Genomic DNA, 2,422 nt, shown 5'->3' with positions numbered 1-2,422 from the left:
CGCTCCGTACCCGCATTAAACGACTGGCGCGTAAAACGATTTGCTTCTCGCGCTCTGTCGAGATCCACGAAAAAGTCATCGGAGCCTTCATCGAAAAACACATGTTCTACTAATTGGAGTCATTACCAAAATATCATTGTCGCCAGCGATGACTATAAACGCGACGGTTATTACACCGTCAGGTACGACGATAACACGTTTTGTCAGCCCGGCATGTACTACAACGCGAAAACCGGGCTTTTTTATGACGAGCCAGAATTCAGGCACATTAACCGTCGCGCCGTATCAAGCGGCCAGTGATACCGATGCGGCAACCGCATCATTGGAAATCAGCCGGTAGGCCGGGATTTCGCGCAACTGCTGGGTTTGGGAGTCAAACGCCTCGACATGCAGCAAATCAATTTTCAGGCCGTTTTTGCGCAAGGCAGCAATATCACTGGCGAGCCGCTGAACGCCGAAAAACAGCAACGCATCCAGTGCCGTCACCAGTAGGCCGGAGGTCAGCGCCAGACGTAGCCGTTCACGCGGTACGCTCACCTGCCGGGCGATACTGGTGTAGCTGTTTTCTGTGCCGCCTTCGGCCACAGAGCGGAAAACGGTAAATTTGCGCGTGTAGTGAAATGCCGCCGGCGCGGCAATATTTGCGTCAAGGCTATACAGCACCCCGCGTTTACTGCCGTTGATTTCCACCCGGCGGCTGTGGATGGTCAGCTCGTCGCGCAGTTTTTCAATAGCCTGTGGCGCACGGATAAGCAGCAGCCGAAACGGCAATTCGTAGCTCGTCACATACGGCAGGCTGTGCAGCGCCAGTCTGACGCGGGCGATTTCCCCGGCGTGCTGTTGCTGCACGATAAACCATTGTTTGGCCTGATGCGGGGTTTCGCTGGCCTCGGTGATATGGTTGAGTGCGATCTGATAATCAATGCGTTGCACTAGTGGCCGTCATCGAACAGGGAAGCCAGTTTATCATCGGAAAGGCCCGTCGACATTTTGACGATAGCGCGATCGACGCCGTTGGCGATAAGTTGCCTTGCAATTTTCAGCGAGGCGCTATGCTCGCCTTCTTGGCGTCCTTCTTGGCGTCCTTCTTGGCGTCCTTCTTGGCGTCCTTCTTGGCGTCCTTCTTGGCGTCCTTCTTGGCGACCGAGCACGATTCCCTTTTCGATGCCCTTGGCTTCAAGCTGTTCAGCGATCGTCATGGCTTCCTCCCGATAGCGCGGCGTTTTTTCTGCCAGCGCGCGAATGAATTTTTCCCCTTCGACGGTGTTTCCCGCCTCGGCCAGATAGTATAACAAGCTGCGAAACTGCTCTTTGGGATACGCCCACTGCTCGAGCAATCCGGCCAGTTCGTTTACCAGTTCCAGCATATCACGGGTACGGATGTGCTTCTGCACCAGTTCCAGCAGCGACACTCGGCGATGGGTCAGGATTTCATCATCCGGCATAGCCGTGATATCAACCAGCGGGAATGCTTGCCTGTAGACTGATTCTGCCAGTTCAGGGTCAGTAAAGCAATCGAGCCATTGGGTGCTGTACGGATACGGGGACGTGGTGCCGTGATAGAACAGCAGTGGGATGACCACAGGCAACTGGTCGTTGCCCTGTTCCAGATGCCGCTGCATTGCGGCGACCGCGTACCGTAGCAACCGAAATGCCATCAGTTTTTCCGGTCGGCTCTGGTGCTCGATAAGGCAGTAGACATAACCATCATGGCCCGTCGTGGTCTTCATCGCGTAGAGCATATCCGAGCATTGGCTCTTGAGGTCGTCTTCGATGAAGCTGCCGGATTCCATCGCCAGAGTGCCGAAATCACAGCGCTCACGCAGGTGCTGTGGCAGATGGATGCGGATAATACCTGATACATCTGATAACGCTTATTCATCATAGTAATGAGGTGGCAGGTCATCTTTACTGGGAAATAGTCGCGCAAGGATAATACCGAACAAAAAATATATTATAAGCATAACAATCACCATTAACTGAAATGCTCGTTTCATTCCTTTGAATAACTTCATGTAGAAAACGCTTCCGTAAAAACGGGATTTACCGCTTTTTACCGGAATAATGCAAAGTGATAATAACGATCGAATGCCGCTTATCGATCGGTAAAAACGATCGTTGGATAGATGTAGGAAATAAAGCCTTACCCCGACCGCTGAGAGCGGTTTTTTTGTGCCTGAAAAACGGAAGCCCCGACTGTTACAAGCAGTGCGGGGCTTTTTCATGAATCTAGCAGTACTACGGTCAAGGAGGCCGTTGTGGTTAATTTTACTACAGGAGAGTGGATTGTGAAAGTGAATCACCCCGGATAAATTAGAGTCTATACTTTAAAAGTGGAGGTCTCTATGACAACGACCAAACGTTACTCTCCGGAAGTCCGTGAACGGGCAGTTAATCTAGTGCTGGAAACTCAGCATGAGCA

General features: G+C 52.0%; 2 protein-coding genes and 1 pseudogene. 1 reads left to right on the top strand and 2 read right to left on the bottom strand.

The window, feature by feature from the left end:
- Positions 1-113, top strand: a 113-nt coding sequence (locus tag CINSTRO3249_RS15080) for an IS1 family transposase (protein ID WP_044698828.1), incomplete at its 5' end; no start/stop codon positions are given.
- A 172-nt stretch (positions 114-285) separates the two neighbouring features.
- On the opposite strand, the gene CINSTRO3249_RS15075 is transcribed toward CINSTRO3249_RS15080, so the two are convergent.
- Complete coding sequence (locus CINSTRO3249_RS15075) at positions 286-933, bottom strand: ECs1377 family protein (RefSeq protein WP_074013830.1); 648 nt, start codon at positions 931-933, stop codon at positions 286-288.
- Positions 933-1,850: pseudogene (locus CINSTRO3249_RS15070) on the bottom strand (Rpn family recombination-promoting nuclease/putative transposase); the annotation flags it as partial. The gene CINSTRO3249_RS15075 and the pseudogene CINSTRO3249_RS15070, both read right to left, overlap by 1 nt.
- Positions 1,851-2,422: the final 572 nt, after the last annotated feature.

This window comes from Candidatus Sodalis sp. SoCistrobi (assembly GCF_900143145.1).
Taxonomy (GTDB): domain Bacteria; phylum Pseudomonadota; class Gammaproteobacteria; order Enterobacterales; family Enterobacteriaceae; genus SoCistrobi.
Note: the sequence above shows the minus strand (reverse complement) of the source record. Positions and strands in the feature narration are given on the sequence as shown.